Origin of the sequence: Leucobacter rhizosphaerae (assembly GCF_022919175.1) — a bacterium.
Taxonomy (GTDB): Bacteria; Actinomycetota; Actinomycetes; order Actinomycetales; family Microbacteriaceae; genus Leucobacter; species Leucobacter rhizosphaerae.
In genome coordinates, this window is record NZ_CP095043.1 from 1235582 (window position 1) to 1261707 (window position 26126).

A 26126-nucleotide genomic window follows, 5' to 3' on the forward strand; every position below is an offset into this window, starting at 1 on the left:
AGTGCGGGTCAGCGGTGGGGAGTCTCCTCACCACGCTCGTCCGCGATCGCCTCGTCGACGTCGGCGAACGCCTCCGCCTCCTCCGTCGCTTCCTCGGCACCGGGCGCCGTGCCGTCCTGGTGCTCGTCGATCGTCGGCAGGGCCGCGGTCTCGAACACCTCGACGAAGGTCTCGTCCGTCGGCTCGTCGATCCACGGGTGATCGTCGCGCGAGTGGTCGTACTCGGTCGGGATCAGCGCGAAGTCGTCGCCGTACTCCTCGAGCCCGGTGCGCACGCTGTGCCGGATCGCCTGCCGGGCGTACTGGTCGCGCAAGATGAGGGGGTCGCGGCGCAGGTCCTTCATTAGCGCGACCATCATGAGCACCAGGATCACCGCGAACGGCAGCGCGGCGATGATCGTCACGTTCTGCAACGCTCGCAGCCCGCTCCCCTCCTCCCCGGAGACGAGCAGCACCGCGGCGATGAACCCGACGAGCGTACCCCAGATGATCGTGACCCAGCGCTGCGGAGTCGGTCGCCCCTGCTGCGACATCGTGCCCATCACGAGCGACGCGGAGTCGGCGCCGGTGACGAAGAAGATCGCGATCAGGAGCATCAGCACGATGTTCGTGATCTCAGTGAGCGGCAGATTGCCGAGCACCCCGAAGAGCACGTTCTCGGGAGGCGACGTCGGCAGATCGGCCCCGCGCATCTGCTGGTCGATCGCCGTCGTGCCGTAGATCGCGAACCACACGAGGGAGATGAGCGAGGGCACGAGGATCACCACGAGCACGAACTGGCGGATCGTGCGGCCGCGCGAGATCTTCGCGATGAACATGCCGACGAACGGCGACCACGAGATCCACCAGGCCCAGTAGAAGATGGTCCAGCTCGCGAGGAACTGCTCGGTCGCCTCGCCCTGCGCACTCGATCGGCCCATCATCTGCGGCAGGTCGTTGATGAACTCGAACGCGATGGTCGGGATCATGTTCATGATCAGCAGGGTCGGGCCGACGAAGAAGACGAAGAGGGAGAGCACGATCGCCGCGACCGAGTTGATGTTCGACAGCGCCTGGATCCCCTTCGATACCCCCGACGCGGCCGACGCGATGAAGCACGCCGTGAGCACCGCGATCACCGCGATGAGCACCCCGTTGCCGACCTGGCCGATACCGGCGACGATCTCGACGCCGTGCCCGATCTGCAGTGCGCCGAGGCCGAGTGACGCCGCGGTACCGAACAGGGTGACCAGGATTGAGAAGATGTCGATCGTCTTGCCGAGCGGTCCGGTCGTCTTGCGCTCCCCCAGCAGCGGTGCGAAGACCGAGGAGATGAGCGGGGTGCGCCCGCGGCGGAAGGAGCCGTACGCGATTGCGACCCCGACGAGCGCGTAGAACGACCAGGCCTGCGGGCCCCAGTGGTAGAGCACCTGGGCCTGCGCGGTCTGCATCGCCTCGAGGGTGCCGCCCTCGACCGTGCCCGGGGGCGGGGACTCGAAGAACGTCAGGGGCTCGGCGGCGCCCCAGAACACGAGGCCGATCCCCATGCCGGCGGCGAACAGCATGGAGATCCAGGAGAACATCGAGAACTCCGGCTCCTCGTCGTCGCGACCGAGGCGGATCCTGCCGTACTTACTCACCCCGAGGAAGAGCATGAACAGCAGGATCGCCGTCGCCACTGAGGTGAAGAACACCCCCGTGTACTCGATGATCCAGTTCAGCGTCGACTGCGCGGTGGTCGAGAGGCTGTCGCCGTCGATCACCCCCCAGCCGATGAACACCACGGTGAACGCCGCGGCGACCCCGAAGACCAGCCAGTCGGTGCGGTAGGTGCGCCGCGTCTGCTCGACGCCCACGCCGGGGATCAACGCCGGGTGCACTCCGGAGGGCGCGATCCCTTTGATCCCGCGCGCGATGTGCCGGGCGACATCGGCGGCCCGGCCCCCGGGACGGGCGGCGCTCGGGGGCGTGCGGGTGGGCTCGGTTCCGGATCCCTCTTGACTGTTCACGCGTTCCAGTGTGACAGGGTGCGAGCGGAACAGGGATCTTCCCGGTCGGAACCGGGGCTGTCAAGGCGCTGCCCAGTGCCTCCCGAGCACGTCAGACTGGAGGCCAGTACGAGTGAACAGGAGAAGCACCCATGCCGGAGATCCATGAGTGGTGGCCGCACCTGACCATCGACGCCAAGCATGCGCTGGAGGCCTCTCGCGACGGCAGCATTCCGGCTGCCGTCGCGGAGGAGATCCGCCAGCTGACGGGCGAGCCCGTCGACCCCGACACCCGGTTGACGCCCGAGGATCGGGAGTTCATTCGCACGCAGGGAGAAGCGGTCGACTGACTTCCCGTCAGCGACCCGTCAGCGGCCCGCCAGTGGGAGCCGCTGCCAGTCCGCAGCGTCGCGCAACAGTTGCCGGTCGTGCGTCGACACCACCACCGCCGCCTCGGTCGCGCCAAGCGCCTCGGTCAACTCGTCGACGAGCGCGATCGAAAGGTGATTGGTCGGCTCGTCGAGCAGCAGCACGTGCGGCCGCGCGGCGAGCACGAGCGCCAGGTCGAGCCGGCGCTGCTGCCCCATCGACAGCTCACCGACCCGCCGGTTCGCCTCGGCGGGTCGCAGCAATCCGAGCTGCGCAAGCGACGGGGCGTGCAGGGCCCCGGCCGATCCCGCAGCCGTACCCGGTGCCGATCCTGTAGCCGATCCTGCAGCCGATCTTGCAGCCGATCTTGCAGCCGAGACACGCTCGAGATGCACCGCGAAGACCTCCGCGGCGGACCGGTCGAGGGGCAGCTCCGATTCCTGGGCGAGCAGCGCGAGCCGAGCCTCAGCCGCGCGGCGCACCCGACCGTCGCTCGGCGCGAGATCCCCGGACGCGATCCGGAGCAGCGTCGACTTGCCCGCGCCGTTCGGCCCGGTCACGAGCAGGCGGTCGCCCCGCGAAAGAGCAAACGACACGGGCGCATCGAGCCGACCCTCGGCCCGCACCTCCTCGACCTCGAGCAGCGCGCCGCTCGCCCGGGCCGTGATCTCGGGGAATCGGAACCGCAGCGGCGGCACCGGCACACGCACCGCGAGCGCGTCGAGCTGATCCTGACGCCGGTGCACGCTCTGCACCAGTCCGCCGGCCCGCGTCGCCCGCCCGTGTTTGTTCGTGCCCTTCTCGGGGCGCCACCCCGATTCGAGCCGGTTCTGCGCCGCGGACAGGCTGTCCTGCAACCGCGTCTGCTCGGCCTGCTGCCGCGCGTACGCCTGCTCCCAGCGCTCGCGCTCGGCCGCACGACTCTCCCGGTAGCCGGTGTAACCCGCGCCGGTGATCCGCACCGTGCCGTCGTGCGTGGGATCGAGGTCGACGATGGTCTCCGCGAGATCGGCGAGGAGCGCGCGATCGTGGGTGACCACGACGATCCCGCCTGCCCGGCGCCGCAGCTCGGCGGTCAAGAAATCGAGGCCGCTGCGATCGAGGTGGTTCGTCGGTTCGTCGAGCAGCAGGAAGTCGTCCGTCGCGCCGAGCAGGCAGGCGAGCCGCACCCGGTATCGCTGTCCGACGGAGAGCTCCGCGAGCGGGCGCGCCCGCTCCGACACCGCGTCGAGCGCCTCGAGCGCGATCTGCACGCGGCGCTCGGCGTCCCAGGCGTCGAGCTGCTCGGCGCGCTCGAGCGCTTCCGCGTAGGCGTGCGCTGCGGCGTCCGGGCCGTGTTCGGCGGCCGCCGCGTCCGGCTCCGAGCCCGCCGTGAGCCCGAGTGCGGCACGATCGAGTTCCGCGAGCGCGGCGACGGACGGTGCGATCGCGTCCGCGACGGCGTCGCCCACCGTGCGCCCATCGTTCGCGGGCATCTCCTGCTCGGCGAGGCCGAGCGAGCCGATCCGCTGCACCGTTCCCGCGTCCGGAGGAAGCTCGCCCGCGAGCGCGTGGAGCAGGGTCGATTTGCCCTGTCCGTTCTCGCCGACGAGGGCGACGCGGGAGGTCGGCGTGATCGTGAGGCTGACCCGGTCGAGGATCCGGGTGCCGCCGCGGATGATCGAGAGGTCAGAGGCGATGAGTTGCGCGTTGTGGCGCGCCGAAGAGTGAGGTGCGGGGGTGAACATACGAGTCCTTCATGACACTGCACCGCGGCGCGTCGAGGCAGGTGCCTCGCACACCCGGTGGCATACCGAACGGCGATCCCGGAGGGACCTGGAGCAGGCGGCCGCCGCCGACTCGGACGCGCACAGGGGCGTCGACGAGCGCGGAAGGCCTGCTCGGCCGTTAGAGGTAGGTCAGTTGTTGCACGTCACCAGCGTACGTGCGCCCGGGCGGGGCCGCAAGGGCGGTGCGGGCCGCGGGGCGCGGGCGCGGCGGGATCGAGGCAGCGCGAGCCCCTCAGCGCACCCCGGGGGCCACGTGCGTGAGGTGACCGCCGACGAGTGTCGCAGCGACCTCGACCGCGGTGAGCGCCGCGGGCTCGACCCGCAGCGGATCCTGATCGAGCAGGATCAGATCCGCCGGGGCGCCGACTGCCGGTCGCACCGACCCCCGCATGCTCGAGCGCAGCGCCTCCTCGACACCGATCCGCTCCGCGGGCACCCACGCGGCCTCGCCGGGCAGCGACCGGTGCACAGCGGCGGCGATCCCGCGCCAGGGATCGAGCGGCGCGACCGGCGCGTCGGAGCCGAAGCGGAGCCGGGCGCCGCTGCGCAAGAGGGACGCGAACGGGAACGTCCGCTCGGCTCGGCCCGGCCACAGCCGGGCGACGGCCTCACGATCGTCGAGGAGGTGCTCCGGCTGCACACTCGCCTCGACGCCGAGCCGGGCGAACCGGGCGAGGTCCGCAGTGCGGAGCAACTGCGCGTGCTCGATCCGCCCGCCGACACCGACGGCGTCGAAGGCGTCGAGCGCGGCGGCTCCCGCCCGATCGCCGATCGCGTGCACGGCCGCGGAGAAACCGGCGTCGCGCGCCCGCCCGAGCAGGGCGATGAGATCGTCCGGCCCGACGAGCGAGCGGCCGTGGTCACCGTCGGGGTACGGGTCGCAGCACCAGGCGGTGTGCGTGCCGAGCGACCCGTCGGTGATGATCTTCAGCGGTCCGACGCGCAGCCGACCGCCCGTTCCGAGGGCGTCGCCGGTGCGCAGGCCCTCGGCGATCGCCCGGTCGAGGTGCTGCGGATAGACCGCGGTCTCGACGCGGAGCGTGTCGAACCCCGAGCGCTCGCGGCGCACCCAGTCCTCGATGCCCCAGCGCATTTCGAAGTCGACGATCCCCACGACCCCTCGCGCGGCCGCGGCCGCCGCGGCGTCGGCAACGCGGACATCGAGTTCTGCGTCGGAGATGCGATCGAGTTCGCGCACGAGCGCGAAGCAGTCGTCCTCGACGACGTGCGACGATCCGGCCGGGTCGTGACCGTACCGGCGCAATGCGGCGGTGTTCAGCCAGGCGCCGTGCAGATCGATCCCGATCAGCACCACGGGCACCGCGCCGCCTGCGGCATCGAGCCGTTCGCGGGTGAGCGACCGTCCCCAGGCGCTGCCCCGCACGCGCACGGCGATCACCTCGGTCGCGCCGTCGACGCACGCGCTCCGAACCCGCTCGAGCACGGCGTCGGGGTCCGTCAAGTCGCCGCAGTCGAGCCGTGAGGCCTGCTGCGCCCACTGCCCGAAGTGCACGTGCTCGTCCCACAGGCCGGACGTCACGATCCGTCCGGCGGCGTCGATGGTGTCGGCAGCATGAAGCTCACCGGATACACCGACCGCACCGGCCCCGCCCTCGACAGTGACCTCGGCGATCGTTCCATCTTCGGCAATGACAATGGAAACCAGCGCGTTTGACCCGAGGCACCGCGCGTGCTCGATCCTCCGGATCATGCGCGGTGGGCGACGCGCCCGTTCACCACGGTGAGCAGCACGGCGGTGTCGGCGAAGCGGTCGGGGTCGCTCGTCACCGGGTCGTCGGCGAAGACGGCGAGGTCGGCGAGCGCCCCCACGGCGACCATCCCCTCCCCCGGGCGATCGATCGCGTCCCAGCAATTACGGGTGAGCGCTGCGAGGGTGCGCTCCGGCGGGAGGGCCTGGTGCGGGTCGACGGCCGGGGCCGCACTGCCGTGCCGTCGCCGGGTGACGTTTGCGGCGAACACGTGCCGCGCATCGAACTCCTCGACGGGCCAGTCCGAGCCGAGCGCCACGCAGGCGCCCGCGGCATCGAGGTCGGCGATGCGCCAGCCGTGCCGCGCACGCTCGGAGTCGCGCCCGAGGAGCGTCGTCCACATGTCGCGCCCGTCGGGCCGCTGCGCGAACGCGTGGATCGGCTGCATGCTCGCGGGCACCCCGAGCTCCGCGAAGCGAGGGATCAGGTGATCCGGGATCGTCTCGATGTGCTCGATGCGGTGCGTCACCCGGCTGGCCCGGGCTGCATGCGGTGCTCGATTCGGGATCGACGCCACGGTGTCGAGCACGAACTCGACCGCGCGGTCGCCGATCGCGTGCGTCGCCGTCGGCACCCCGCTCTCCGAGAGCGCGTGGATCGTACGCGTGAACGTGTCGCTCGGCACCCAGTACGGCTCGAGTCCGCCTCCGCGCGTGTCGGCGTCGAACAGCCAGGCGGAGCCGTTGTCGATGCTGCCGTCGAGCATGAACTTCACACCCTCGACCCGCCACCGCCGACCGCCGACGCCCTGCAGCGCGATCATGCGCTGCAGCGTCTCCGCCCATGGGTCGGTCGCCCGCCAGATCGGCGAGACCCGGATCCGCACCGGCAACTCTCCCTCCGTCTCCAAGGCGCGCAGCACGTCGAGATCCCCGGCCTCCATGTTCATCTGGTGCAGCGAGGTGTAGCCGCTGGCCGCGAACTCCACGAGCTTGTCGCGCACCGCGGCGACCCGCTGCGCGAATGGCATGCGGGGGTAGAGTTCGGTGACGAGCATCTCGGCGTCGCTCTCGATGAGGTACCCGGTCGGCCGACCGTCGGCATCGACCTCGATCGACGAGTTGTTGCCGAAGTCGCGCGGCCCGTCGATGCCCGCGAGCTCCAGCGCACGGTCGCTCGCGATGACCGAGTGGCCGTCGAAGAGCAGCAGGTAGCCGGGGCGGCCGCCGAATGCGCGCTCGAACGGGGCGTTGCTGACCTCGGCGCCCACGAACATGTCGAAGGAGAGCCCGAAGCCGCGGATCCACTCGTCGGGCCCGCGATCCGCCGCGAACGTCGCGATGCGCTCGGCCACCTGCTCGACCGTGGTGCAGTCGTGCAGCATGAGGGCCCGGTGGCGCGACTCCGCACCCGAGAGCGGGTGCACGTGCGCGTCGACGAACCCGGCCGTGACGGTCGCGTCGCCGAGCTCGATCACCTCGGCGTCGCGCGTGTCCCACGCCGCAGCGTCCTCACGGGTACCGACGGCGACGATGCGACGTCCGCTCACGGCCACCGCGGTCGGCACGACGTCGGCGCCGACCGGGTCCGCGGACCGCGACTCGTCGCGTGGGAGCCCGGTGCGCACGCGCCCGGCGAGCAGCACGAGGTCGGCACGGACGGCCGCGGGGTCGAACGGCGACGCGGCGGTCGCGCCCTGCCGCATCACCGCGCCTCCTCCGGCATCAGGATCGGCGAGGTCGCGGAGCCCGCCTGCTCGCGACGGAGCCGCTGGATCTCGGGATCGGGCACCGGCACGGCGGCGATGAGGCGCTGCGTGTACGGGTGGCGAGGTGCGTGCAGCACCGCCTCCGTCTCGCCCAGCTCCACGAGCTCCCCCTGGCACAGCACGCCCACACGGTCCGCGAGCATCTCCACGACGGCGAGGTCGTGGCTGATGAAGAGCGATGCGAAGCCCAGTTCGCGCTGCAGCGCCCCGAACAGATCGAGCACCCGGGCCTGCACCGAGACGTCGAGCGCGCTGGTCGGCTCGTCGGCGATCACCAGTTCGGGTGAGAGCGCGAGCGCTCGGGCGAGGCCGACGCGCTGGCGCTGGCCACCGGAGAGCTCGAACGGGTAGCGGTGCGCGTACGAGGCGGGCAGCTCCACCGCGTCGAGCAGCTCGGCGGCGCGGCGCCGGTACGCGGCCTTGCCGCCCGGCAGGCGGTGGATCCCCATCGGCTCGGCGATGCACTCCTCGACCGTCATGAACGAGTTGAACGACGCCGCGGGATCCTGGAACACGAACCCGATCCGGCGCCGGAGGTCGCGCAGCCGACGCCCGCGCAGCTTCCGGAGATCCTCCCCGAACACCTCGAGGGTGCCGCTCGCGATGGGTTCGAGGCCGCCGATCGCGCGGCCGATCGTCGACTTGCCGGATCCCGACTCGCCGACAAGCCCCACGACCTCACCCGGAGCGATGTCGAGACTGACCGAGCGCACCGCGTGCACCGGGTCCGTGCCGAATCCGGAGCGGTAGACGATGTCGAGGTCGGCCACCCGCACGGTCGCGGGGGACGCGTCGGCCGCCGCGGGTTCGCCCGGCGCGATCTCGAGGTCTTCAGCCACGCGGACCTCGGTGCGCTCGCCGGCCTGGCGGCCGCTGCCGAGACGCGGCACGGCCGCGAGCAACTCCTGCGTGTAGGTCTCGCGGGGCGCGCGGAAGAGCTCCTCGACCGGCGCTTCCTCGACGAGATCGCCGCGGTACATCACGGCGACCCGGTCGGCGAGGTCGGCGACGACCCCCATGTTGTGCGTGATGAGCAGGATCGACGCGCCGAATCGATCCCGGCACTCGCGCAGGAGCTGCAGGATCTCCGCCTGCACCGTGACGTCGAGCGCGGTGGTCGGCTCATCGGCGATGATCACCTCGGGGCGCAGCGCGAGCGCCATCGCGATGACGATGCGCTGCTTCTGCCCGCCGGAGAACTGGTGCGGGTAGTGGTCGATGCGCACCTCGGGGTCCGGGATCCCGACCGCGCGGAGCATGTCGATCGCCACCCGGCGCCGCTCGGCCTTGCGGCTCATGCCGTGGGCGCGGAGGCCCTCCTCGATCTGCCACCCCACGCGGAACACCGGGTTCAGGGCCGTCGACGGCTCCTGGAAGATCATCGCCGCCTCGCTGCCCCGCATCGCGCGCAGGGACTTCGCATCGGCGGTGAGCACGTCGGTGCCGGAGAGCAGCACGGCTCCACCGGTGGTCGTGCGCGGCGGCAGCAGGCCGAGCACGGCGCGCGCGGTCAGCGTCTTGCCCGATCCCGACTCGCCCACCACCGCGAGGATCTCGCGCGGGCGCAGCTCGAGGCTCACCCCGGTGACCGCGTGCACGGTGCCCTGCGGCGTATCGATGTCGAGCGTGAGGCGCTCGATCCGGATCGGCAGCGGCTCGGTCGTGTGCGTGGTCATCGGCGGGTGTCCTTTCCCACGGTGCGCGGACCGATCGTGCTGAACAGGCGGGCGAAGATGCCGGGCTTGCCGAGCAGGGCTCGCGAGCGCTGGTCGACCAGGTCGCGGAGGCCATCGCCGATCATGTTGAGCGCCAGCACGGTCACGATGAGGAAGATGCTCGTGAGCACGATCATCTGCGGCGACTGCATGATCACGGCTTTGCCGTCGTAGAGGATGTTGCCCCAGCTGGCCTGGGGCGCGGGCACGCCGGCCCCGAGGAAACTCATGGCGGCCTCCGTGATGACCGACTCCGCGAAGGTGAACGTGCTCTGCACCACGAGCACCGAGAGGGTGTTCGGCAGGATGTGCTTCCACATGATGTGGAACATGCCCGCGCCCTGCATGGTGCTCGCGGTGACGAACGTCTCCTGCGTGATCGCCAGCGCCCGGGACCGCACGAGGCGCGCGAGCCCCGGGGTGTAGACGATGGTGAGCGCGATGATCAGGTTCGTCACGCTCGGCCCGAGGGCTGCGGCGAGCGCGACCGCGAGCAGGATCGCCGGGATCGCCATCAGGCCGTCGCAGATGCGCATGAGTACCGCGTCGAGGGCGCTGTTGAACACCGCGGCGACCCCGATGATGGTGCCGAGCACCCCGCTCACCGCGGCTACCACGAACCCGACGATCAGCGAGGTCGAGGCGCCCGAGACGATGCGGGCGAACAGATCGCGCCCGAAGGGGTCGGTGCCGAAGATGTGCTCCCCCGACGGGGGCGCGAGTCGGTTCACCGGATCGACCGCGAGCGGGTCGAGGTGGAGGAGCGGCGGAATCACGTACGACACGACCACGATCACGAGGATGATGAGGGTGCCGACCATCAGCTGGGTGTTCCCGAGCATGCGCTGCCAGAGGCTTTCGCGCCGGTACGCGGTCGCGGGGCGCATCGAGATCGTGTGGGTGCTCGGCACGTCGGGTGCCGGCGACTCAGAGCGGGGCATTAGCGAGCCTTTCCGACGCGGACCCGTGGATCGACGATCCCGTAGAGCAGGTCGATGAGCAGGTTGGTGAGCAGGTAGATGAGCGTGATGAAGAGGATGACCCCCTGGATCACCGGATAGTCGCGGCGGGAGATGGCGTTGATGAGGAGCTGTCCGAGCCCTGGGATGTTGAAGATCGTCTCGGTGACCGCGGCGCCGGTGACGAGCGAGCCGAGCGAGAGCCCGACGATCGTGAGCACCGGCAGGCTGGCGTTTTTGATGGTGTGCGCGAAGAGCAGCCGCTTCTCGGTGACCCCGCGCGAGCGGGCGGCGTCGATGTAGTCCGCGTTCAGCACGTCGAGCACGGAGGCCCGCGTGGTCCGGGCGATGAGGGCCGCGGTGATGGCGCCGAGTGCGATGCCGGGCATGAGGAGGGTCCGCAGCCCCTCCCCGAGGTCCTCGAAGGGGTTGATGTAGCCCGAGATCGGCAGCCACCGCAGGCTGAGCCCGAAGATCAGCATCATGGCGAGTGCGAGCACGAAGCTCGGCACGGTCATGCCGATGAGGGTGAAGGCGGTGACGGAGCGGTCGATGGCGCCGTCGCGGTAGCGGGCCGCGATCGTGCCGAAGGGCACGGCCAGCAGCACGGCGACGAGCATCGCGATGATCGCGAGCTGGATCGTCGGCACGGCGTTGTCGCCGATCGCCTCGACCACGGTCTTGTTCAGGAAGTAGGAGTTGCCGAGGTTGCCGGTGAAGACACCCCCGACCCAGTTCAGGTACTGGATGACGACGGGGGCGTCGAGGCCCATGCTCGCGTGCAGGGCGGCGACGGCCTCGTCCGAGGCCTTCTCCCCCAGGATGCGGCGCGCCGGATCGCCCGGGGTCAGGTGGATGAGCGAGAAGATCACCACGGACACCACGAACAGCACGGGGATCAGGCTGAGCAGTCTGCGGAGGATGAATCTGAGCATCGGACTTCCGGTCGTCGAGCGGGCGGGGTGGAGGGGCAGTGCAGGGCCCCGGGGCGCGCTGGTGTCAACGACACGGGCGCGCACCGGGGTGTGGCACGACTACTTCCAGTGGGCGTTCCACCAGACGAAGCGGCCCTCGAACCAGGGCAGCTCCAGATCCTTGTTCGCGGCGTACACGTTGTGCGCGTCGCCGATGCGGGTCATGGGCCGGGTCTCCTCGATCCACTCCTGCATCTCATCGTAGATCGCGCTGGCGTCCGCCTGCGTGGGGGCGCTGCGGAACTTCGCGAGCAGCGCCTGCAGCTCCGGGCCGTCGAAGTAGCCGGCGCGCGTCGGCAGGAAGCCGATCGTCTGCGTCGGATCGAGCTCCGTACCGAACGGGAAGACCACGAGGTCCCACTCGTCGCGGTTCTCGCGGTACTTCTCGCTGAAGGCGCCCCACTCGTACGCGTCGAGCGTCGCCTCGACGCCCATGGCCTTCAGTTGCTCGACCACCACGACCGCGGCATTGTAGGCCTCGGAGTAGTCCTTGTTCGCGAGCACGACCACCGGGCTGCCGTCGTAGCCGCCCTCGGCGAGCATCTCCTTCGCCGCGTCCACATCGGCCTGGTTGAAGTCGGCCTTGCCGACCTCGGTGTCCCAGATGGCCTTCTGGCCGAGGGTCATGTTGTGGTGCACCAGGTCGTAGAGATCCTCCGACCCCACGGCCGCGAGCATGATCGGGTCGCGGTCGATGCCGGTGTTGATCGCCTGGCGGTTGATCACGTTCGAGAACGGGCTCGACGGGTCATCGCTATAGACCAGGTTGATCGGGCCGACCATGTAGGTGTCGAGCACCAGGTTCGGATCGTCCTGGAACTGGTCGAGGCTGTCGAAGGGCAGCTCGGTCGTGGCGTCGTACTGGCCCGACTGCAGGCCCAGGGTGCGGGTCGAGGCGTCGGCGACGAAATTGAAGACGACCTGGTCGAGCTGCGCGTCCTTCGCGCCGCTGCGACCGCTCGAGGGCGCGTCGACCGACTGGTAGTCGTCCCACTTCTCGATCACGATCTTCTGGTCCGCCTCCCACTCGGCGAACGTGTAGGGCCCGGTGCCGATGATGTCCTCGACGTCCTGGATCGGAGCGTCGCCGACCTTCTCGACGACCTCGAGCGGGAGCACCGCCGGGAACGCCGTGCCGACCTGGGCGAGGTAGAGCAGGTGCAGGAAGCTCGGGGACGCCGTCGTCAGCTTGACGGTGCGGTCGTCGACCTTCGTCCACTCGGCGCCCGCGAACGCGTCGACCGCGGCCACGGAGACGCGCAGCCAGCGGTTCATCGACGCGACGACGTCGTCGGCGTCCATCTCGCTGCCGTCCTGGAACGTCACGCCCTCGCGCAGCACGAAGGTGTACTCCGTGTTGTCGGCGTTGGCCTCGAACGACTCGGCCAGCATCGGCGTGACCTGCAGGTTCTCGTCCGTGGTCACGAGGGTCTCGAAGATCGGGCTGGCGATCTCGCCCATGATCGAGTCCGTCGAGATCTGCGGATCCATGCTCTCGGGCTGCGCGGGGGTGACGAGATTCACGATGTTCTTGCTCGCGTCGCCGCCGCCCGAGTCACCGCCCGAGGCGCAGCCGGCGAGCAGCAGCGCACCTGCGGCGAGGAGCGCGGTCGCCGAGGCGACACGGCGTCCCGTGCGTCGGGAGTGCCGGGCGGGGGCGCCCGGGGTACTGGCGTGTGGGGTGGGCATACTGTGCCTTTCTAAGCTGCGGATGGAAGTGGGGTGATCGAGAGACGGAGATCGGTGAACCCACCGGGATCCGTCCACGTGGTGCGCTCGTCCCGGTGCAGGGAGAGGCGGAACCGGGGGCCGGGCGCGGGGTCCGAAGCGTCGCCGGTGCCGGCGGTCGAACGGCTCGTGTCGGCGGTCGCGAGCCGCTCCGGGGAGGCGAGCAGACGTTGCGCGAGCGCGAGCAGAACCGGGCCGCCCGTGTCGCCCCAGAGATCGTTCGCCCGTTCTGGAGCCGGACCGTCGCCCGGTGCGACGTGGATCGAGGCGGCACGAGTGGTAACGCCCCGAGCGAAGTCGATACGGTCGCCCGCGGTGAGGTGGGTCCAGCGCACGCCGGTCGCGCCGGGGCCGCTCGTGCCCTCGGCGAACTCCGCCTCCGCGAGATCCAGCAGGTGCACGCCGCCCGTCCCGATGACCTCACCGGTGCGCTCGGTACGTCGGACCACGAGCGCGGTGTGCTCGTCCACACCGATCGCGAGGCGCTCACCGGTCGCCTGCGCCAGACGGATCGCCCGAGGCACCCGACCCCACTCGGTGAAGTGGGAATCGAGCAGCGCCTCACTGAAGAAGCCGAGGCCTCCCGCCGGAATGTACCGCAGCGCATCGTCGTCGGCGTAGCCCGCTGCTGCATCGCGAGCCCAGGCCTCCCGGCTCGTCCCGCCGCTCACCATCGGCGCGGCCTGCTGCACCGCGAGCCCGGCGCTCGTGCCCGCCACGACCCCGCCGCGATCCAGGATCTCGCGGATCGCGGTCAGTACGGCGGTGTCGTGCCGCGCTTCGAACGGCGGCCGCGCCGGATCCTCGCTGCGGAAGAGCGCCAGCACGTAGTGCGTCTGGTCGCCGCCCCGAGGAACACCCCGTCGCAGGAGTGCACGAGCTCCGCGATGCGCGGGTCGTCCGCTGCGCCGCGGTGGTAGCTCGCGTCAGCGAAGAGCGGCTCCGGCGCGACGCCGATCGGGATCGGTACGCCGACGGCTCCGTGCCGGGCGAACAGCTCGGCGTAGTAGCGACCGTCGGCCTCATCGTTCTCCTCGGAGGCCGATGCAGCGGCCGAGGCGGAGGCGGCGGGCTCCGAGGCGGTGGTGAGGATCGCGATGCGCGGTGCGCGGCTCGGATCGTTCTCGCCCGCCGCGAGCGCAACGATGCGTCGCAGGATCCCGGGATCCTCGTCGAGGGCGCCGCCGATCAGCACGAGCGACCCCTCGGCCGCCGCGTCACGGCGTGACGGGGTCCGGGGGTCGTGCGACGGCGTTCGGGCCACGGTATCCTCCTCGATGAAGTGATCGAATCATTACACAACTTCCGAGCAACTGCAATTGGTGAAACGCTCGTTTCTTCGGCGTTTCGTCGCCCTCGATCCCCTCGAACACCAATGCCTGACAGGGATCACGCCCGTTATGGTCAATTGCAATAAACATTTCCCGTGGAAACCTGAATGCGAAAGCTGTAATGTTCGTTGCAATCTGTCACGTGAAGGAGCAATGTGGATTTCGCACAGGAGATGTCACGCCGGGCCAGCGAGGGCCAGGGGCGGTACATCAGTGATCTGAGTGCCCTCGTCGGGATCGACTCCGGTTCCGACGACCGCGCGGGCGTGAACCGGGTCGCCGACTGGGTCGCGGACCGGCTTCGGAGCATCGGGTTCGACGTGGCGCGGCACAGCCCGGGCGCCGGGGACCTCGGCACGGCGGCGCTGGTCGGCGATGCCCTCGTCGCGCGACGGAAGGGATCGGGACGGGGTCGGATCGCGATCTTCGCCCACATGGACACGGTGTTCACGGCGGGCGACGCGGCGGCGCGGCCGTTCTCGATCGACGACGCCGGACTCGCCCACGGCCCCGGGGTCACCGACGACAAGGCGGGCCTCGTCGCCGGGATCCACGCGGCCGAGCACCTGATCTCCGAGGGGAGCGAGCGCTACGGAGAGCTCGTGCTCGTGTGCACGCCCGACGAGGAGATCGGGTCGCCGTTCGGCCGTCGGGTGCTGCAGGACGCCGTCCGCGACGCCGACGCCGCCCTCTGCCTCGAGTGCGCCCGGGAAAACGGCGACCTCGTCGGTTCGCGCAAGGGCGTGATCGACCTCGAGCTCGAGGTGCAGGGCGTCGCCGCGCACTCGGGGATCGAGCCCGAGCGCGGGGCCCACGCCGGACTCGAGTCCGCGCACCTCACCGTCTTTCTGCAGTCACTGGCCGACCCGCCCGCGGGGGTGACGGTGAACGTCGGGGTCCTGCGCGCCGGCGACCGTCTCAACATCGTGCCCGACCGCGCGCGGCTCTCGGTCGAGATGCGTGCGCCGCGGCAGGATCAGCTGACCGACCTGATGGCCACGATCCGGGATCGCATCGCCGCGCCCGTGGTCACCGGCACGTCCACTCGGATCATCCAGCGCGAGGAGTGCCCGCCGATGGAGCGTACGGCGGCGGGCGACCGGATCGGAGCGCTCGCGACGGAGGTCGCGGCATCCCTCGGGTTCACGGCGCACCTCGCAGCGACGGGGGCGTCTCCGATGCCAATCGGGTGTCGGCGCTCGGGATCCCCACCCTCGACGGCCTCGGCCCCGTCGGGGGCGGCGATCACACCCCCGGGGAATGGTTGGATCTCTCGACCGTGCCGCAGCGGGTCGCCTTCCTGGCCGCGCTGATTGATACACTCGGCGCAGCGATCCCCGTCGGCACCGCAGCGGTCGGGGCCCGTCGCGCCGTCGCGTCGGAGTGATCGCGCTTGTCGCACCCGGAGGTCGCCCTGTGAACCCAGAACCGCATCGCGCGTCGGCGCAGCGGGAGTCCGAGGATTCGGTCGCCACGCGCATCCGCGAGCGGATGGGCGAGTGCACCCCGTCGGAACGCAAGGTGGCGCGGGCGCTCCTCGCGACGTACCCCGGCGCCGGGTTCGAGACCGTCGCCGGCCTCGCCGAGATCGCGGGCGTGAGCGGGGCGACCGTGGTGCGCTTCACCACCAGGCTCGGATACCGGGGCTTCCCCGACTTCCAGCGAGCGCTGCGCGTCGAACTCGAGCAGCGCGGCGCGTCCCCGACGGCGCTCTACGAGCGCACGAGCTCGGCGCGCCGCTCCGCACGGGGCGACCGGCTGGCCGATCTCGCGTTCGCACCGGCGGAGGACCTGAAGACGACGTTCGCCGGCCTCTCCGAGCACGACTTCAACACCACGCTCGACGCGCTGGCGGCGCCGCGCAACCGGATCTGGATCGTCGGCGGGCGGTACAGCGGGTTCCTCGCCCAGTACCTCGCTGCCAGCCTGCAGCAGCTGCGCTCCGGCGTGCGCATGGTGCCGGAAATGGCGAGCCTCCGCGCGGCCGCACTCACTGATTTCGACGCGAAGGACGTGCTCATCGCCTTCGACTTCCGGCGCTACGAGGCGGCGACCCGCGAGCTCGTGCAGCTCGCGAAGGCCCGGCGCGCGAGCGTCGTGGTCGTGACCGACCAGTGGCTCTCCCCCTGCGCGCCGGACGCCGACGCGGTGCTCACGAGCGTCGCCTCGGAGCGGGGACCGTTCGACTCGGTCGTGCCGGTGATGGCGATGATCGAGGCGCTGTTCGAGGCGCTGCTCGTGCGCATCGGCGATCCGGCGCGGGATCGCATCGCTCACATCGAGGAGACGGCGCAGCGGCTCGACCTGCTGTGAGGTGGGTGGGCCCGCGCCGTCCCGCGCTGGTCCGCGGACCCACACTGACCTCGCGCACCGCACCCCGCCGAGATCCTCTCATCTCGCCGAGATGCCACGCTGCAGGCGGCGATTTGGCGAGCGCTCGGCGAGATCGCAGGCGCTCGGCGAGATCGCGAGGATTCGGCGACCCACGACGCCACCCCGCCTATTCCGAGGCGTCTGGGTATACTGGGCAGCGGCTAAGGGCAGCCTAACTATCATCTGATGGTTAGGCCGCTGTTCTTCGCCACCACCAATCCCCGATTTCCTGAGGAGAACTCCATGACTTCGCGACGGCTTCTCGCTGCGTGCTCCCTGGCCATTGCTACCGCGATCACCCTCGCCGGGTGCTCCGGATCCACGACCGAAGACTCCTCGTCCGCCGCGTCTGGCACCGCGAACGCCGACTACTACCCGGTCACCGTGACCGATATGGCCGGCAACGAGGTCACGATCGAGAGCGCCGACAGCGTCGCGATCACCGACAACCGGTTCTTCCAGGTCGCCGCCGACTGGGACGTGCCCGTCACGGCCGCACCCCTCGACCTCTTCAGCCCGCAGAACCCCCTCGCCGAGTCCACGGACATCCTGAACATCGGCACCCACAGCGAGCCCGACTTCGAGCAGGTCGTGGCGGCGGATCCCGATCTGATCATCAACGGCTACCGCTTCAGCGAGGAGAACGCCGACGGCATGCAGGACGCCGCCCCCGACGCCGCCTTCGTGGACATGAACGGCCCCGAGGGGCAGCCGGTCGACGAGTACGTGACGGAGAGCCTCACCCTGATGGGCGAGGTCTTCAACAAGCAGGACGAGGCCGAGGCGCTCATCGAGGACTTCCACACCGCCGTCGACGACGCGAAGGCCTCGTACGATCCCGAGACGACCGTGATGGGCCTCGTGACCACCGGCAAGGAGATCAACTACTCGAACCCGACCGACGGCCGCGGCTCGAGCATCTTCTTCGACCTGCTCGACCTGACCCCGGCGCTCGACGCGAGCGGCTCCGAGGGGCACATGGGCGACGACATCTCCCTGGAGGCCATCGCCGGCGCGAACGCCGACTTCTTCCTGGTGCTCGACCGCTCGGCGGCCGTCTCGGAGAGCGCGGAGGATCAGTCCGCGCTCGAGCTCATCACCGCGTCGCCGTCGCTCGCGAACGTGCCCGCCGTCGTCAACGACGCCATTTACGTGATGCCCGGCGACTACTACCTCACCGAGGACGTCTTCGCCTACATCGCCGTGCTCGACGGACTGGCCGAGAGCTTCCCCGCGAAGTAGCGTGCACACTCAAGCCCGCCGCGTCACCCGCACCGATCCCCTCGGTGCCGCAGCCCGCACCCGCTCGGCGGCGCGCACGAAGACGCGCGCGTGGCCGCTCGCGCTCGCGATCCTGCTCACCCTCGGCCTGATCGCCGCCTCCCTGCTCGTCGGCGTCGCCGACATCACCGACACGAGCGGCGGCGCCGAATTCCTCTTCATCACCCGGATCCCGCGCACGATCGCCCTCGTGCTGGCCGGCGCGAGCATGGCGATGGCCGGCCTCGTGATGCAGCTCATGACCCAGAACCGCTTCGTCGAACCGACCACCGTCGGCACCACCGAGTGGGCCGGTCTCGGGTTGTTGCTCTGCTACATCCTCTTCCCGGTGTCGAGCGTGTTCGTGAAGATGCTCATCGCGATCGTCTTCGCGTTCCTCGGCACCCTCGTCTTCTTCGCGTTCCTGCGACGCGTCACGCTGAAGTCGTCGCTCATCGTACCGATCGTCGGCATCATGTTCGGCGCGGTCATCAGCTCGATCACCACGTTCCTCGCCCTGCAGTTCGACCTGCTCCAGGTGCTCGGCGGCTGGTTCATGGGCAGCTTCACCCACATCGAGATCGGCCGCTACGAGCCGCTCTGGGTCGTGCTGATCGCGGCGGTCGCGGTCGTCGTGGTCGCCGACCGGTTCACGGTGGCGGGGCTCGGCAAGGACATCGCGACCACGGTCGGGCTCAACTACGAGCGCGTGGTGCTGCTCGGCGTCGGCCTCGTCGCGCTCGTGACCGGCGTCGTCACGGTGGTCATCGGATCGCTCCCGTTCCTCGGCCTCATCGTGCCGAACCTCGTGTCGATGATCCGAGGCGACAACCTCCGCTCGAACATCCCGTGGGTGTTCCTCACCGGCATCTGGGTCGTCACGGTGTGCGACCTCATCTCGCGCACGGTCATCATGCCGTTCGAGGTGCCGATCTCACTCGTGCTCGGGATCATCGGAGCGGCCGTGTTCATCTTCATGCTGCTGCGCGCACGGAGGACCAGTGCCCACTGAGCCAGTGTCTCCGGTTGCGGGATCGCGCACCACGCCTCCCCCACCCGCCGCCCGCCGCGTCGGCCCGTTCCCCGACCGCGCCCACCAGGTGCGCTACCGACTGATCCTCGCCGCGCTCATCGCGGCCGCGATCCTGCTCACGGTGCTGCTCCTGAGCTGGGACAACCCGTTCGAGGCGTTCTCCGACCGGTGGTGGCGGATCACCACGATGCGGGTGACCTCGATCATCGTGATCGCGGTCGTCACGTTCTGCCAGGGGCTCGCGACCGTCACCTTCCAGACCGTCACGAACAACCGCATCATCACCCCCTCGATCATGGGGTTCGAGTCGCTGTACATCCTGATCCAGACCGCGATCGTGTTCTTCTTCGGGTCCGGCGGCCTCATCGACATGCCGCCGTTCGCGCGCTTCGTCGTGCAGGTCGCGATGATGGTGCTGTTCGCGGTGCTGCTCTACTCGTGGCTGCTGTCGGGCCGCTTCGGCAACCTGCACGTCATGCTGCTCGTGGGCATCATCATCGGCGTGGGCATGGGGGCGCTCTCCACGTTCCTGCAGCAGATGCTCGACCCGAACGAGTTCGACGTGCTCCGCGCGAAGCTCTTCGGCAACATCGGCAACGCGACCACCGACTTCCTGTGGTTCGTGATCCCGGTCTGCGCGCTCGTCGGCGGCGCGATCTGGATCATGGCCCGCCGCCTCAACACGATCGCGCTCGGCAGCGACATCAGCACGAACCTCGGGGTCAACCACAGGCGCCAGGTCATGGTCATGCTCACGCTCGTGTCGGTGCTCATGGCGATGAGCACGTCGCTCGTCGGGCCGATGACCTTCCTCGGGTTCCTCATGGCGTCGCTCGCGTACTCCGTCACCGACACCTACGACCACCGCCGCATCTTCCCCGTGGCCTGGCTGCTCGGGTACGTGGTGCTCGGCGGCGCCTACTTCCTGCTCCGCCACGTGCTCCCCCTCGTCGACGCGGTGACGATCATCGTCGAGCTCGTGGGTGGGCTCCTCTTCCTCTTCGTCATCCTCCGAAAGGGGCGCCTGTGATCCGGCTCGCCAACCTCGTCAAGCGCTACAGCAGCGACACCCAGATCGGCCCGATCTCCCTCGAGCTCCCGGCCGGCGGCATCGTGGCGCTCGTCGGCCCGAACGGCGCGGGCAAGTCCACCGTGCTCACCATGATGGGCCGGTTGCTCTCCCCCGACGAGGGCAGCGTCGAGGTCGGCGGGCTCGACGTGCACCGCACCCCGTCGAAGCAGGTGGCGAAGACCGTGTCGATCCTGCGCCAGGAGAACCACTTCGTCACGCGCCTCACCGTGCGGCAGCTCGTGGGGTTCGGCCGATATCCCTACAACGGCGGCCGGCTGACGCAGGAGGACGAGGATCGGATCTCCGAGGCGATCGACTTCCTGAACCTCACCGAGCTCGAGCAGCGCTTCCTCGACCAGCTCTCCGGCGGGCAGCGGCAGCGGGCGTACGTCGCGATGGTGCTCGCGCAGCACACGGAGTACCTGCTGCTCGACGAGCCGCTCAACAACCTCGACGCCCAGCACTCGGTGCAGATGATGCAGCAGCTGCGGCGGGCCGCCGACGAACTCGGGCGCACCATCGTCATCGTGCTGCACGACATCAACTTCGCCGCGGCCTACAGCGACACCATCGTGGCGATGGAGGAGGGCCGGATCGCGGTGCACGGCACCCCTGACGAGATCATCCGCGACGACGTGCTGACGCGGGTGTTCCGTACGCCGGTGACCGTCGTGGACGGCCCGACCGGGCGCTTCGCCGCGTATCACCGGGGCGCGGTGGGCTGAGGCGGACGGAGCGGAGCGGTCGCGCGCCGTATCGGGTTCAGTCCGGCCGCGCGATGCCCGCGTCTCGGAGCCGCGCGAGGTACCGGAGGTCGTCCTCCGCGTGCGCACCGTGCGTGTCGGCGATCAGGGTGACGTCCTCCCAGTCGGAGCGGACGAGCTCATCGAGCGCGACCCACAACGAGGAACGACCCGCTTCGACTGAACGCCAGTCGAGCGTGCGTGCGGCGTCCGCGCTGACCACGGCCTGCAGAGCCGGGTTGCGACGGATGAACCGTGACGGATAGCCGCGGATCGTGATGCTGCCGGTCGCGTCGGTGAGATCGAGCATCCACTCAGGGTCGTCCATCCGCTCGCGGTGCCACTGCGCGTACCGAGCGGTCACGGCGTCGTCCGGGTCGTGGAGATCGGGGTTGAGGATCAGCCCGCGAATGCGCCCCCGCAGGGTGACCCGACGGAACTCGCACCCGAACCAGAATCCCGAGCTTTCGGGGCACCGGAGACCATCGATGGTGACGTCCTCGAGCACGGCACCGCTCGGAGAGCTGGCCTGCAGTTCGAGGTCCGTGACCCGGACGCGAGCGATGCGAGAGCGCTCGTGCTGCAGCTCGGAGCGGCCGGTGACGCAGTGCTCCAGCGTGATCCGTCGGCCCGTCAGGTCGGCCAGCACCTCACCCGGCTCGAGCCGCACATCACGGTAGACCGTGCGCGGCGGGTTCCGCTTCGCCCGCGTCTGCAACAGCGCCGCCGCGGAGTCGTTCGCCGCAGCCACCAGATCCTCCAGAGCCAACGTCGTCGAGTCGGCTGCGCGTGGCTGCACTCCCGGGATCACGGTGAGCGTGCGAACCTGCCCGATGTCGGGCGCTGCGGCGATCACGCCGTCCGCGCAGAGATGCGCACTCTGCACGCCGTCGGGGAAGTCCACGACACCGATCTCGGCGTGGTCGTGCGCGGACCGCACGCAGAGGCGTTGCGGAGCGGATGCTCGGCTGTCGGTGGCTCCGACCAGCAGCCCGGCACCCGAGGCCAGTACCCGTGCGACCCCCGCCGGCGGGGCGTCGGTCGCGGTCGACACGGGAGGCAACGTGCGGCGGCGGCGCTTGAGCACCTCCAGCGCGCTCACCGAGACGAGCGACTCCGTCGGGGCTGCGAGTGTTCCCACGGCGACGACGTCATCGTCGTCTCGGCGGAGATACGCATTGTGCTTCCCGATCTTCGCCGTGAGCTGGCGAACGATCGTTCCCGCCGCCAGATCGAGGTCGATCAGCATGTAGTCGGTGAGCAGCAGCGCCCGGTCGCCCGGGAGGGCGAGAGCGTCGCGGAGCATGCCGCGCAGCCCTGTCAGCACGCGCCACTGGCCGGTGCGAAGATCGAGGACGCCGAGGCGGGTGCTGGCGCGGCCCTCGACCCAGGAGGTGAGCACCACGCTCCCCGGGAGCACGACGGTGCTCGTCGGCATCTGGCGCGGGGCGTCGTCCGGGACCGGCACGCGCAGCTCCCGTGGTTCCAGACCGGCCGGGGCCGGCGACCCGTCGGACGTCACGACTTCCCGATCCGCTGCCATACCTCCATCATTCCAGCTGCACGACCGGGCCCGAGGCACGGAAAGGATACCCACAGCAACCCCCACACCTTCGAGCGAGGATCCCGGATCATGCACCCAGCCCTGATCGCCGGCGGCGTGCTCATGATCCTCGCCGGCATCGTCGGCGCCGTGATCGCGTTCGGGATCGCCGCCACCTTCCTCATCGGCATCCCCGCGCACCTCGCGGGCATCGAGCAGGGGCAGGTCGCGGAGGCCGACCGGGCGGACGCGCTCGTCGAGCGGTGCGAGACGCTGCGGCTGCGGAACTGACGGGCGGGCCTACTCCGCCCCCATCGCCTCCAACGCGCCCAGCGTGCCCGCCGTCAGCGACGTGAGCCCGGGGTAGCCGGGGGTGAGCCCCGCCGGTTCGATCGCGTTGAGGATCACGACCGCGAGATCCACCTCGGGGCAGTAGGCCGCGATGCCGTTCGAGCCCGGGATCGCCCCGGCGTGGCCGTGGCAGTGGCCGACTCCCGGCACGTCCCAGGTCGCGAGCCCCGCACCCTCGCCGAGCTGCACGGGCGGCACCTTCGCGGCGTCGTAGGTTGCGGCGTAGAACTCCTCCGAGTTCGGCGTGAGCTCGAGCATCTCCGCGAGGTGCGCGTCGTCGACCACGTCGCCGTCGACGAGCGCGCGGATCCAGACGGCCTGATCCCGAGCCGAGCTCACCATGGAGCCCGCCGACCAGGCACCCGGCCACTGCGGCGACGCACTCTGCGCCTCGACCGTGCCGAACTGCCCGGCGCAGTCGGCGCCCTCCCCCGCATCGCACGTCAGCACGAACCCGTCGACGGCCTCGGCCCCCGATCCCGCGCCGTCGAGGTACGTGCTCGTGAGCTTGAGCGGCTCGATGAACCGGGTGTCGACCTGCACGTCGTAGGGATCCTCGGCCGCGAGCTCCGCGATCCTGCCGAGCATGATGTAGCCCGCGTTCAGGTACTCGTACTCGGTGCCGGGATCGAAGACCGGCGTCTCGGTGAACACCTCGTCGATGAGCGCCTGAGGCTCGACCTTGCCCACGTTGTCGAAGTTCAGCTCGGCGAGCCCGCTCTCGTGCTGCAGCAGCATGCGCACCGTGATCGTGCCACCGTTCGGCGCAGCCGGTAACCACGCGTCGATCGTGTCGTCGAGCGACAGCACGCCCTCCTCGTCGAGCTGCATGATGAGCGCCGCGGTGAAGAGCTTCGTCATGCTCCCGATGTGGAACGTGTCGTCGGGCGCGAGCGCCGTATCCGGAGCCCCCTCACCGCTCGCGGTAGCGACCACCTCGCCGTCGCCGAGCGAGGCGGCGAGCGCCGTGCCCGGGATCTCGAAGGCGAACGGCCCGGTCGAGGGCGAGGCGCGCCACTGGGTGAGCGCCGCGGCCATGCGGTCGGCGAACGCGGCATCGGCGGCGGATCCGGCACCCGCGTCGCCGCTCGCGTTCGAGCCCGAGCCCGAGGCATCGGTGGGCGCGGGGGCGCAGGCGGCGAGCGCCCCGGCGAACACGAGGGTGGTCAGGATCGCGGCGAAGCGGGTGGGTCTCACGGGCTGCCCTTCGGGAGTGGTGGGGTGAGGGGTCGGGTGCGGGGTGCGTGATTCGGGGCGCGGGATCCTCCTCAGTCGCTGAACTGGGACACGAACGCGGTGAACTCGGTCTCGAGCAGGGCCGAGAACGGGTACTTGACCTGGTCGGCGAGGGCCGGCACATCGGCGGTGCCCACGTCGCGCATGATGTGCACCATGTTCGGCAGCTCGACGAAGCGCGCGACTCCGGGTGCGAAGGCGTTCGCGAGGGCGACGACCCCCGATCCCGCCGTGCCGTCGCCGCACGGGGTGTTGAAGTCTTTCGTGCCGCAGGTGATGAGCACCGGGATCGTGATCGACGGGGCGATCGCCGGCGGGGCGATCTCGTCGAACTGCTTACCGTAGAGGGTGCGGTAGGCGTGCGAGATCACCATCTGCGCCGGGTCGGAGCCGTAGATGTTGTTCGCGATGGTCGTCTGCATGACCGCGGTGTAGTCGGTCGCGCCGGGCAGCGGTACGGGACCGGGGGTCGGGTACGGCGGCGTGCCCGAGCGGATCTCCTCGACCCCGTCGGCCATCCACGCTTTCAGTGTGTCGCCATCGGCGGCGGTCATGGCGCCGCCCGCGACCGCGCCGTCGATCTGCTGCGCGAGCTGGCTCGGCACAACGCTGAGGATGCGGTCGTAGGAGGGCTCGATGAGCGCGAGCCCGGCGATGGCGGGGGCGGATCCCGGATCATTCGCAACCGAGATCGACACGGCGCCGCCCTCGCTGTGGCCGATGAGGATCAGGCGGCTCGCGTCGATGCCGGGCTGCGCGGCCACGAAGCTGAGCGCGTCGCGCACCGGCTGAATGCGCAGTTCGTCGTAGCTGCGCGAGAGGAGAGCGTCGGGATCGTCGGCGTACGGGCCGAGCCCGGTCGCGCCGGTGCCGACCTTGTCGTAACGCAGCGACGCGATGCCCTGCTCGGCGAGCAGGTCGGCGAGCCACTCGTACTCCTGCATCGCGATTCCGGCGCCGTTGCCGTTGCGGTCGACGTCTCCCGTGCCGCCCACGATCACGGCGGCCGCGACGGGCTGGCTCGAGCCGAGGGGGCCGCGGTAGCTGCCGTGGATCGTGATGCCGCCGCTCGCGAAGGTCACGTCGGAGTCTCCCTTGATGGAGCTGCAGTCGACCGCCGCGCTGGCCGGGGCCGGGGCTGCGACGAGGCCGGATCCGGCGGCGACCAGGATCGCGAGGGCGAGGGCGAGGGCGGTGCCGGTGGAGTTGCGGTGGCGGCGGCTCGGGTGTGTGCCGGACCGCGTGTGTGCCGATGCCAGCGAGCGGTTCCGCTGGGCGACCACGACGGTGACCAGCCCCGCGGCGAGGAGGAGCACGGCGAGGACCGCCACGATGGCGAACCCGGACGGATCTGCGCCGGTCGACGGCAGGCAGTCTTGAGACCCAGGCATCGGAGCCCCTCTCCCCTATTGGCGCAAGATTAGCATTTGGGGTGGGTGGGGGTGAAGTGAAAGCTGGCCGATGTGCAGCGTTTGAGATGCGGCCGCGCGCCTTTCTCCGATCGCGGTGTCGGAGCGGCCGGGGGTGACGCGACTGTTGGACGCGCCTTCCCCGGGCCGCGCCGACCGAATTCGGCACCCGCTGAGGGGTCAGTTCGCGACGATGAGTCCCTGCGTTCCGGTGCGGGCGGCCTCGAAGCGAGCCTGCACGTCGGGCCAGTTCACGAGCTCCCAGAACGCCTTGACGTAGTCGGCGCGCACGTTGAGGTAGTCGAGGTAGTAGGCGTGCTCCCACACGTCGAGCTGCAGCAGCGGAATCACTCCGAGGGGAGCGTTTCCCTGCTGATCGAAGAGCTGGAAGATGACCGGGCGCGATCCCACGCTGTCCCAGGCGAGCACGGCCCATCCGGAGCCCTGCACACCCAGCGCGGTAGCGGTGAAGTGCGCGCGGAAGGAGTCGACCGATCCGAATGCGTCGACGAGCGCGGCCTGCAGCTCACCCTCGGGAGCACCGCCACCCTCGGGCGAAAGGTTCTGCCAGAACACGGAGTGGTTGATGTGGCCGCCGAGATTGAACCCGAGGTCCTTCTCGAGCTTGTTGACGTTCGCGAGATCGCCAGCACTGCGCGCCGTGGCGAGCTGCTCCAGCGCGGTGTTCGCGCCGGTCACGTAGGCCTGGTGGTGCTTGGAGTGGTGCAGCTCCATGATCTTGCCGGAGATGTGCGGCTCGAGGGCCGCGTAGTCGTAGGGCAGCTCGGGGAGCGTGTAGAGCGTGGACATGGTGTGT

The 26126-nt window shown here is 70.2% G+C and carries 22 protein-coding genes; 8 read left to right on the forward strand and 14 right to left on the reverse strand.

The window, feature by feature from the left end; all coding sequences use genetic code 11:
- Window positions 1-8: 8 nt before the first annotated feature.
- Window positions 9-1988 carry a BCCT family transporter gene (locus MUN76_RS05700; protein WP_244687941.1) on the reverse strand — a complete coding sequence of 660 codons (1980 nt, stop codon included), beginning with the start codon at window positions 1986-1988 and terminating at the stop codon, window positions 9-11.
- A 131-nt stretch (window positions 1989-2119) separates the two neighbouring features.
- Here MUN76_RS05700 and MUN76_RS05705 point away from each other — a divergent pair, with 131 nt between their 5' ends.
- Window positions 2120-2317: a hypothetical protein gene (locus MUN76_RS05705; protein WP_244687943.1), complete on the forward strand. Its 198-nt coding sequence runs from the start codon at window positions 2120-2122 to the stop codon at window positions 2315-2317.
- An 18-nt stretch (window positions 2318-2335) separates the two neighbouring features.
- Here the strand turns inward: MUN76_RS05705 and MUN76_RS05710 are convergent, their stop codons facing one another.
- The 9 genes from MUN76_RS05710 to MUN76_RS05750 form a co-directional block, all read right to left on the reverse strand.
- Window positions 2336-4063: an ABC-F family ATP-binding cassette domain-containing protein gene (locus tag MUN76_RS05710; protein WP_244687945.1), complete on the reverse strand. Its 1728-nt coding sequence runs from the start codon at window positions 4061-4063 to the stop codon at window positions 2336-2338.
- A 274-nt stretch (window positions 4064-4337) separates the two neighbouring features.
- Window positions 4338-5666 carry an amidohydrolase gene (locus MUN76_RS05715; protein WP_283248156.1) on the reverse strand — a complete coding sequence of 443 codons (1329 nt, stop codon included), beginning with the start codon at window positions 5664-5666 and terminating at the stop codon, window positions 4338-4340.
- Window positions 5667-5812: 146 nt separating this feature from the next.
- The gene (locus MUN76_RS05720; RefSeq protein WP_244688677.1) at window positions 5813-7519 is read right to left on the reverse strand and encodes an amidohydrolase; all 1707 of its coding nucleotides are present in this window, start codon (window positions 7517-7519) and stop codon (window positions 5813-5815) included.
- Window positions 7519-9258: a dipeptide ABC transporter ATP-binding protein gene (locus MUN76_RS05725; protein ID WP_244687949.1), complete on the reverse strand. Its 1740-nt coding sequence runs from the start codon at window positions 9256-9258 to the stop codon at window positions 7519-7521. Before MUN76_RS05725 ends, MUN76_RS05720 begins: the two co-directional genes overlap by 1 nt.
- Window positions 9255-10238, reverse strand: a complete 984-nt coding sequence (locus MUN76_RS05730) for an ABC transporter permease (RefSeq protein ID WP_244687951.1) — start codon at window positions 10236-10238, stop codon at window positions 9255-9257. Before MUN76_RS05730 ends, MUN76_RS05725 begins: the two co-directional genes overlap by 4 nt.
- Window positions 10238-11191: an ABC transporter permease gene (locus MUN76_RS05735; protein ID WP_244687952.1), complete on the reverse strand. Its 954-nt coding sequence runs from the start codon at window positions 11189-11191 to the stop codon at window positions 10238-10240. Before MUN76_RS05735 ends, MUN76_RS05730 begins: the two co-directional genes overlap by 1 nt.
- A 99-nt stretch (window positions 11192-11290) precedes the next feature.
- Window positions 11291-12919 (reverse strand): ABC transporter substrate-binding protein, encoded by a 1629-nt coding sequence (locus MUN76_RS05740; protein WP_244687954.1) that lies wholly within the window; start codon window positions 12917-12919, stop codon window positions 11291-11293.
- An 11-nt stretch (window positions 12920-12930) separates the two neighbouring features.
- Window positions 12931-13785, reverse strand: coding sequence for a type 1 glutamine amidotransferase family protein (locus tag MUN76_RS05745; RefSeq protein ID WP_244687956.1), 855 nt, complete (start codon window positions 13783-13785; stop codon window positions 12931-12933).
- Window positions 13713-14222 (reverse strand): type 1 glutamine amidotransferase family protein, encoded by a 510-nt coding sequence (locus tag MUN76_RS05750; protein WP_244687958.1) that lies wholly within the window; start codon window positions 14220-14222, stop codon window positions 13713-13715. The genes MUN76_RS05745 and MUN76_RS05750 overlap by 73 nt, the downstream gene beginning before the upstream one ends.
- Window positions 14223-14444: 222 nt before the next feature.
- Between MUN76_RS05750 and MUN76_RS05755 the strand changes: the two genes are divergently transcribed.
- From MUN76_RS05755 to MUN76_RS05780, 6 genes are all read left to right on the forward strand, one after another.
- Window positions 14445-15602 carry a M20/M25/M40 family metallo-hydrolase gene (locus MUN76_RS05755; protein WP_244687960.1) on the forward strand — a complete coding sequence of 386 codons (1158 nt, stop codon included), beginning with the start codon at window positions 14445-14447 and terminating at the stop codon, window positions 15600-15602.
- A 103-nt stretch (window positions 15603-15705) separates the two neighbouring features.
- Complete coding sequence (locus tag MUN76_RS05760) at window positions 15706-16602, forward strand: MurR/RpiR family transcriptional regulator (RefSeq protein WP_244687962.1); 897 nt, start codon at window positions 15706-15708, stop codon at window positions 16600-16602.
- 303 nt (window positions 16603-16905) lie between these two features.
- A complete protein-coding gene (locus MUN76_RS05765; RefSeq protein WP_244687963.1) occupies window positions 16906-17904 on the forward strand; it encodes an ABC transporter substrate-binding protein in 999 nt (332 codons plus the stop codon).
- Window position 17905: 1 nt separating this feature from the next.
- Window positions 17906-18934, forward strand: coding sequence for an ABC transporter permease (locus MUN76_RS05770; RefSeq protein ID WP_244687965.1), 1029 nt, complete (start codon window positions 17906-17908; stop codon window positions 18932-18934).
- Entirely contained in the window at window positions 18924-19985 is a 1062-nt protein-coding gene (locus tag MUN76_RS05775; RefSeq protein ID WP_244687967.1) for an iron chelate uptake ABC transporter family permease subunit, read from the forward strand. Before MUN76_RS05770 ends, MUN76_RS05775 begins: the two co-directional genes overlap by 11 nt.
- Window positions 19982-20752 (forward strand): iron ABC transporter ATP-binding protein, encoded by a 771-nt coding sequence (locus MUN76_RS05780; RefSeq protein WP_244687969.1) that lies wholly within the window; start codon window positions 19982-19984, stop codon window positions 20750-20752. Before MUN76_RS05775 ends, MUN76_RS05780 begins: the two co-directional genes overlap by 4 nt.
- Before the next feature lie 37 nt (window positions 20753-20789).
- Here MUN76_RS05780 and MUN76_RS05785 read toward each other — a convergent pair whose 3' ends face one another.
- Window positions 20790-22313: a hypothetical protein gene (locus MUN76_RS05785; RefSeq protein WP_244687971.1), complete on the reverse strand. Its 1524-nt coding sequence runs from the start codon at window positions 22311-22313 to the stop codon at window positions 20790-20792.
- A gap of 90 nt (window positions 22314-22403) precedes the next feature.
- Between MUN76_RS05785 and MUN76_RS05790 the strand changes: the two genes are divergently transcribed.
- Window positions 22404-22604: a hypothetical protein gene (locus MUN76_RS05790; RefSeq protein WP_244687973.1), complete on the forward strand. Its 201-nt coding sequence runs from the start codon at window positions 22404-22406 to the stop codon at window positions 22602-22604.
- Between the two features lie 9 nt (window positions 22605-22613).
- On the opposite strand, the gene MUN76_RS05795 is transcribed toward MUN76_RS05790, so the two are convergent.
- From MUN76_RS05795 to MUN76_RS05805, 3 genes are all read right to left on the reverse strand, one after another.
- A complete protein-coding gene (locus MUN76_RS05795) occupies window positions 22614-23861 on the reverse strand; it encodes a serine hydrolase domain-containing protein (protein ID WP_244687975.1) in 1248 nt (415 codons plus the stop codon).
- Window positions 23862-23932: 71 nt separating this feature from the next.
- On the reverse strand, window positions 23933-25291 hold the full coding sequence (locus MUN76_RS05800) for an alpha/beta hydrolase (protein ID WP_244687977.1): 1359 nt from the start codon (window positions 25289-25291) through the stop codon (window positions 23933-23935).
- Between the two features lie 198 nt (window positions 25292-25489).
- A complete protein-coding gene (locus tag MUN76_RS05805; protein ID WP_244687979.1) occupies window positions 25490-26119 on the reverse strand; it encodes a superoxide dismutase in 630 nt (209 codons plus the stop codon).
- Window positions 26120-26126: the final 7 nt, after the last annotated feature.